Below are 6,382 nucleotides of genomic sequence, written 5' to 3' on the forward strand. Positions count from 1 at the left end.
ACTCGAACCAAGACTAACTGAACCAGAATCAGTCGTGCTGCCAATTACACCATAGGCCACTGGAACGCAAGCCCCTGAGGGGATCTTGTTCTAGTTTCGCTCCTCCGGTTCCGGCCTTTCGGCCCGCTCCCCGGCGGCGCAGGAAGAACATTACCTGAAGGTGGACGGGGCTCCAAAACGGGTATCGGCGCGGAGGATCGCGGGCAGTTCGGCGAGGGAGGCGATCCGGTGCGGGCCGACGGGTGCGTCGGCCCTGGTGGACGCTCCGGTCCGGTCGATCCACACCGACAGCAGCCCGGCGTCGACGGCACCGCGCGCGTCGATCTCCGGGTGGTCACCGACGTACGCGACCTCGTGCGGGGCGAGTTCCAGCGCCGCGCAGGCCGCCAGGAAGGCGCCGGCGGCGGGCTTGGAGACGCCGAGTTCGGCGGCGCACAGGATGACCTCGAAGCGGTCGTACACACCGAGCGTGCGCAGTTTGTGGTCCTGGACGAGCAGGCTGGAGTTGGACAGCACGGCGTGTCGGTAGCCCGCGGCAAGCGCGTCGAGGGCGGGCAGGACGTCCGGGAAGAGGGCCCAGGCTGCCTCGTAGTGCGTGCGGTAGCGCCCGAACCAGTCGTCGGCCTCGTCGCCGCTCAGCGCCTCGCCGAGGAACACCCGGATCCGCTCCCGGCGCTGCTCCTCGAAGGACACCTCCCCCGCCGAGAACCGCGCCCACTGCTGGTCGGTGATCTCCCGCCACCGCACCAGCGCCGCCTCGGCACTCGCGTACGCCGGGAGCAGCCCTTCGGCCGCGAGATGCGCCCGCATGCCCTCGCGGTCGGCGCTCGTGTAGTCGAAGAGAGTGTCGTCCACGTCCCAGACCACGGCTCTGATCGTCATGCGTCCGACGGTACCCGGCGGGTACGGCGAAGGGGCGGCCCCGGCGGGAACCGGGACCGCCCCGCACGCGTGCGTGCGCTACGCGGTCAGCCTGGCCAGCGCCGCGTCGATCCGGGCCAGGGTCTTCTCCTTGCCGAGGATCTCCAGGGACTCGAAGAGGGGCAGGCCGACCGTGCGGCCGGTGACGGCGACACGGACCGGGGCCTGGGCCTTGCCGAGCTTCAGGCCGTGCGCCTCGCCGGCGGCCAGGACGGCCTCCTTCAGGGCCTCGGGGGAGGTCCAGTCGGCCGACTCCAGCTTCTCGCGGGCCGTGCGGAGCAGGGCGTCGCTGCCCTCCTTCATCGCCTTGGTCCAGGACGCCTCGTCGAAGACCGGCTCGGCGAGGAACAGGAAGTCGACGTTGTCGGTGATCTCCGAGAGGACCTTCAGGCGGGTCTGGGCGTGCGGGGCGATCGCCTCCCACTTCGACTCGTCGAAGTCCTCGGGGGACCAGGGGGCGAAGGGGGCCTTCAGCCAGGGGGCGCAGCGCTCGGTGAAGTCCTTCACGTCCAGCAGCCGGATGTGGTCGGCGTTGATCGCCTCGCACTTCTTCAGGTCGAAGCGGGCCGGGTTGGGGTTCACGTCGGAGATGTCGAAGGCGGCGACCATCTCGTCGATCGAGAAGATGTCCTGGTCCGCGGAGAGCGACCAGCCCAGCAGCGAGAGGTAGTTGAGCAGGCCCTCGGGCAGGAAGCCCTGTTCGCGGTAGAGGTTCAGGGACGACTGCGGGTCGCGCTTGGACAGCTTCTTGTTGCCCTCTCCCATGACGTAGGGGAGGTGGCCGAAGGCCGGTGTCTGCTTGGCGATGCCGAGCTCGGTCAGCGCCTTGTAGAGGGCGACCTGGCGCGGCGTGGAGGAGAGCAGGTCCTCGCCGCGCAGCACGTGGGTGATCTCCATCAGCGCGTCGTCGACCGGGTTGACCAGCGTGTACAGCGGGGCGCCGTTCGCGCGGACGATGCCGTAGTCCGGGACGTTCTCCGGGGTGAAGGTCAGCTCGCCGCGGACCAGGTCCGTGAAGGTGATCGTCTCGTCGGGCATCCGGAAGCGGACGATCGGCGCCCGGCCCTGGGCCAGGTACGCCTCGACCTGCTCGGCCGTGAGGTCGCGGCAGTGGCCGTCGTAGCCGGACGGCTTGCCGGCGGCGCGGGCGGCCTCCCGGCGGCTGTCCAGCTCCTCCTGGGAGCAGTAGCAGTGGTAGGCGTGGCCGGCGTCGAGAAGCTTCTGCGCGACGTCCTTGTAGATGTCCATCCGCTGCGACTGGCGGTACGGCGCGTGCGGTCCGCCGACCTCGGGGCCCTCGTCCCAGTCGAAGCCAAGCCAGCGCATCGCGTCCAGCAGCTGCCGGTACGACTCCTCGGAGTCGCGGGCGGCGTCGGTGTCCTCGATGCGGAAGACCAGGGTGCCCTGGTGGTGCCGGGCGAACGCCCAGTTGAACAGGGCGGTGCGGACCAGGCCCACGTGGGGGTTACCGGTGGGCGAGGGGCAGAAACGTACGCGAACGGGGGAGCCGGGTGCGCTAGCCACGCTTGACAACCTTGTTGGTGAGAGTGCCGATGCCTTCGATGGTGACGGCGACCTCGTCGCCGACGTTCAGGTGGCCGACCCCTGCCGGGGTGCCGGTGAGGATCACGTCGCCGGGCAGCAGCGTCATGGCCTCGGTGATGTGGACGATCAGGTCCGCGATGGGGTGGATCATCTCGCTCGTACGGCCGAGCTGGCGCTGTTCGCCGTTGACGGTGAGCTGGATCGTCAGGTCGGACGCGGTGGCGAGGTCGAGGTCCGTCTCCACCCAGGGGCCGAGCGGGCAGGAGGTGTCGAAGCCCTTGGCCCGGGCCCACTGCTTCTCGCGCTTCTGCACGTCACGCGCGGTGACGTCGTTGGCGCAGGTGTAGCCGAAGATGACGTCCGCCGCGCGCTCGCGCGGGACCTCACGGCACATCCGGCCGATGACCACTGCCAGTTCCGCCTCGTGGTGGAGCTCCTGGGAGAAGGCGGGGTACTGGATCGCGTCGCCGGGGCCGATCACCGAGGTGGACGGCTTGAAGAAGGCGAAGGGGGCGTCCGGGACCTCGTTGCCGAGTTCCCTCGCGTGCTCCGCGTAGTTGCGGCCGTAGGCCACGACCTTGTTGGGGAGCACCGGCGGGAGGAGCCTGACCTTGCTCACCGGGACCTTGGTCCCCGAGAGCTCGAAGTCGGCGAACGGAATGCCCTTGATGATGTCGAGGACGAGTTCGTCCTGCTTGTCGCCCTCGACGGCGCCGAAGGCGACGTTCCCGTCGATGGAGAACCTGGCGATGCGCACGGGATCCTGGCGCCCCTCACTGAACCGGCTGGAGTCTGACGCTCCAGGCTAACGCGGGGCGGGGCGGCCGCCGTGGAATAACCCAGGTGACTGAGTGAACGGCGGCCTCGGCCCCGTACGGGAGGGCGGGTCCCGTACTACTCGGCGACCGGGGTCCCGGCGGGGGCCTCCATCAGGATCGTGCGCCGCGGGTTGGCGGTCTGGGCCGGGAGGTCGAGGGAGTGCTCGGGCAGTTCGGGGGTCCCCAGCTCCTCGGCGTCCTTGAGGTGGGCGAGGGTGGTGCGCCGGGGGTTGGCTATGTTGCGGAACATCATCGTCGTCTTCACGGTTGCAGTGGACCCCGTCGTGTGGTGGTTGGCAGAGACTTCCCTCTTGTAAAGCGCCAGGCTAAACATCGAATTCCCGACGGAAGTCGCCAAGTAGCCGCGATCGGCGTGTGAGTTTGCTCACGAAGTGAGGGACAAACAGGTCATTCTTCACCTGTAACTCGTGGCAACGAAACGGACATTGCCGATCTGAACCTGTCATTCCGCTCCTGATCATGGCGACTGGGACACGGCTCGCGCACTCACCACTGGCAGGCATACGTCCGTTATGTACGCGATCGGCCTAGACATCTCGTAACGTGTCACTCACACGCTGTCACCGAGGTCACAGCTCGGCCCACGGCCCTTGTTGGAGATCCGGCACTGTGCTGGAATTCCACGGACCGCCGCAGGATCGAGCCGGCGCGCAGGGGGCGCTACGCAGCGCCGAGTGGCGGCGAGACAGGGGGAGCCAGCGCCGGTCACACTCACGACCATCAGGGGGCGTATTCAGGGCGCTCCCCGTACAACGCCGACACCGTGTCCCTCCGTTCAGCGGAGGGGCGCCTGGTCCAGAGGTTGCGACGCTAGTGCAGGGACGTTTCAAGAGGGATGGCAGCGCTCCGGCGGAGCCGGAGGCGCACGGCGGGACCGACCGCGGTTCCTCGCCCCAGCACGCCCAGAACCCGGGCCCGGCCCCGGTCGGCGGTGGTGACGGCGGTGAGCGCCCCGGGCGTCCAGCCGTGTCTGCTTCCTCGGGGTCGACGGGCTCCACGGGCCCCCAGCCGACCGCCGCGCCGGCGCCCCCGGTCAAGCCCGCGAAGGGACCGTCCAACCCGGGCTCACGCATAGCCCTGCGCAACTGGCGTATCTCCACGCGCCTGGTGTCGCTGCTCGCGCTCCCCGTGGTCGCGGCCACGACGCTGGGCGCGGTGCGTATCAACCAGTCCCTGGACGACATCCAGCAGCTCGACAACATCAAGCTGCTGACGGACATGACCAAGCAGGCCACCGAGCTGGCCCAGGCGCTCCAGGACGAGCGCGACCAGTCGGCCGGTCCGCTGGCGCACGGTCAGTCGACGAACAGCGTCACGGTCAAGGGATTCGAGGAGAAGACCGACCGGGCCCGCGAGAACTTCCTCAACGCCTCCGAGGAAATCGACACCGCGAGCAAGAACGGTCAGCTCCAGGGCGTCCGCGACAGCCTCGTCGGCCTGGCCGGCCAGCTGGACGACCTGGCGAAGATCCGCAAGGACGCCTACCAGCAGCAGCGGAACTCGACCCAGACGGTCGAGGCCTACCACCGGCTGATCACCCAGCTGATCGACCTCTCGCAGGACATGGCGCAGGCCTCCAGCAACCCGGAGATGATCCAGCGCACCCGCGCCCTGGCGGCGTTCTCGACCGCCAAGGAGTACGCGTCCGTCCAGCGCGCCGTCATCGCCGCGGCCCTGCCCGCCAACAACACCAACGCGGGTGACCTCTCGGAGAACGACCGCCTCTACGGCGAGTCGGCCCAGGAGAGCGAGACCTCCGAGCTGACGATCTTCCGGAAGATCTACGCCGGCAACGCGGCCGAGCTGCTCAAGCCGATCGACGAGAACAACCCGACGATCGAGGCCGCCAACACCTACGCCAAGCGTGCGCTCGGCGCCCAGAACGGTCTGAACGAGCTGTCCAAGCGGTCGTACCGCGACTGGGTTGACGACAGCTCGACCAAGATCGACCAGATGCAGAAGATCGAGCACACCCTGCTCGAGGACATGGAGCAGAAGGCGCGCGAGCTGCGCAACTCCTCCGAGCAGTCGGCGATCATCTCCGGTGCGCTGATCCTGCTCGTCCTCGGCGTCTCGCTGGTCGGCGCCTTCATCGTGGCCCGGTCCATGATCCGCTCGCTGCGCCGCCTCCAGGAGACCGCCACCAAGGTCGCCCAGGACCGGCTGCCCGAGCTGGTCAAGCAGCTCTCCGAGTCCGACCCGCAGGACGTCGACACGTCCGTGGAGTCGGTCGGTGTGCACTCCCGGGACGAGATCGGCCAGGTGGCCGCGGCCTTCGACGACGTGCACCGCGAGGCCGTCCGCCTCGCCGCCGAGCAGGCTCTGCTGCGGGGCAACGTCAACGCGATGTTCACCAACCTCTCGCGCCGCTCCCAGGGCCTCATCCAGCGTCAGCTCTCGCTCATCTCCGAACTGGAGTCCCGCGAGGCCGACCCGGACCAGCTGTCCTCCCTCTTCAAGCTCGACCACCTCGCGACGCGTATGCGCCGTAACGGTGAGAACCTCCTCGTCCTCGCGGGTGAGGAGCCCGGCCGCCGCTGGACCCGTCCGGTCCCGCTGGTCGACGTGCTCCGCGCCGCCGCGTCCGAGGTGGAGCAGTACGAGCGCATCGAACTGGCCGCGGTGCCGACCACCGAAGTGGCCGGCCGTGTGGTCAACGACCTCGTGCACCTGCTCGCCGAGCTCCTCGAGAACGCCACCTCGTTCTCCTCCCCGCAGACCAAGGTCAAGGTCACCGGTCACGCGCTGCCCGACGGCCGGGTGCTGATCGAGATCCACGACACCGGTATCGGCCTCTCCCCCGAGGACCTCGCCGCGATCAACGAGCGGCTCGCCTCGCCGCCCACCGTGGACGTCTCCGTCTCCCGCCGCATGGGTCTGTTCGTGGTCGGCCGACTGTCCCAGCGGCACGGCATCCGCATCCAGCTGCGCCCGTCCGACTCCGGTGGTACGACCGCGCTGGTCATGCTTCCGGTCGACGTCGCCCAGGGCGGCAAGAAGCCCGCTCCCGGCAAGCCCGGCGCCCCGGCGCCGACCGGCGGTCCGGCCGCCGCGCAGGCCGCGGCAGGTGCCGCGGC

The 6,382-nt window shown here is 69.2% G+C and carries 5 protein-coding genes; 1 reads left to right on the top strand and 4 read right to left on the bottom strand.

Going from position 1 to position 6,382, the window contains the following annotated elements; all coding sequences use genetic code 11:
* Window positions 1-150 precede the first annotated feature (150 nt).
* The 4 genes from ABZ646_RS37490 to ABZ646_RS37505 form a co-directional block, all read right to left on the bottom strand.
* Complete coding sequence (locus tag ABZ646_RS37490; protein WP_360529434.1) at window positions 151-882, bottom strand: HAD family hydrolase; 732 nt, start codon at window positions 880-882, stop codon at window positions 151-153.
* A 78-nt stretch (window positions 883-960) separates the two neighbouring features.
* Window positions 961-2,445 (bottom strand): glutamate--tRNA ligase, encoded by a 1,485-nt coding sequence (gene gltX, locus ABZ646_RS37495; protein WP_360529437.1) that lies wholly within the window; start codon window positions 2,443-2,445, stop codon window positions 961-963.
* Window positions 2,438-3,223 carry a fumarylacetoacetate hydrolase family protein gene (locus tag ABZ646_RS37500; protein WP_360529440.1) on the bottom strand — a complete coding sequence of 262 codons (786 nt, stop codon included), beginning with the start codon at window positions 3,221-3,223 and terminating at the stop codon, window positions 2,438-2,440. Before ABZ646_RS37500 ends, gltX begins: the two co-directional genes overlap by 8 nt.
* Window positions 3,224-3,360: 137 nt before the next feature.
* On the bottom strand, window positions 3,361-3,549 hold the full coding sequence (locus ABZ646_RS37505; RefSeq protein ID WP_132889773.1) for a hypothetical protein: 189 nt from the start codon (window positions 3,547-3,549) through the stop codon (window positions 3,361-3,363).
* Between the two features lie 569 nt (window positions 3,550-4,118).
* Between ABZ646_RS37505 and ABZ646_RS37510 the strand changes: the two genes are divergently transcribed.
* Window positions 4,119-6,382, top strand: a 2,264-nt coding sequence (locus ABZ646_RS37510; protein WP_360529443.1) for a nitrate- and nitrite sensing domain-containing protein, incomplete at its 3' end; no start/stop codon positions are given.

This window comes from Streptomyces sp. NPDC007162 (assembly GCF_040634175.1).
Lineage (GTDB): Bacteria > Actinomycetota > Actinomycetes > Streptomycetales > Streptomycetaceae > Streptomyces.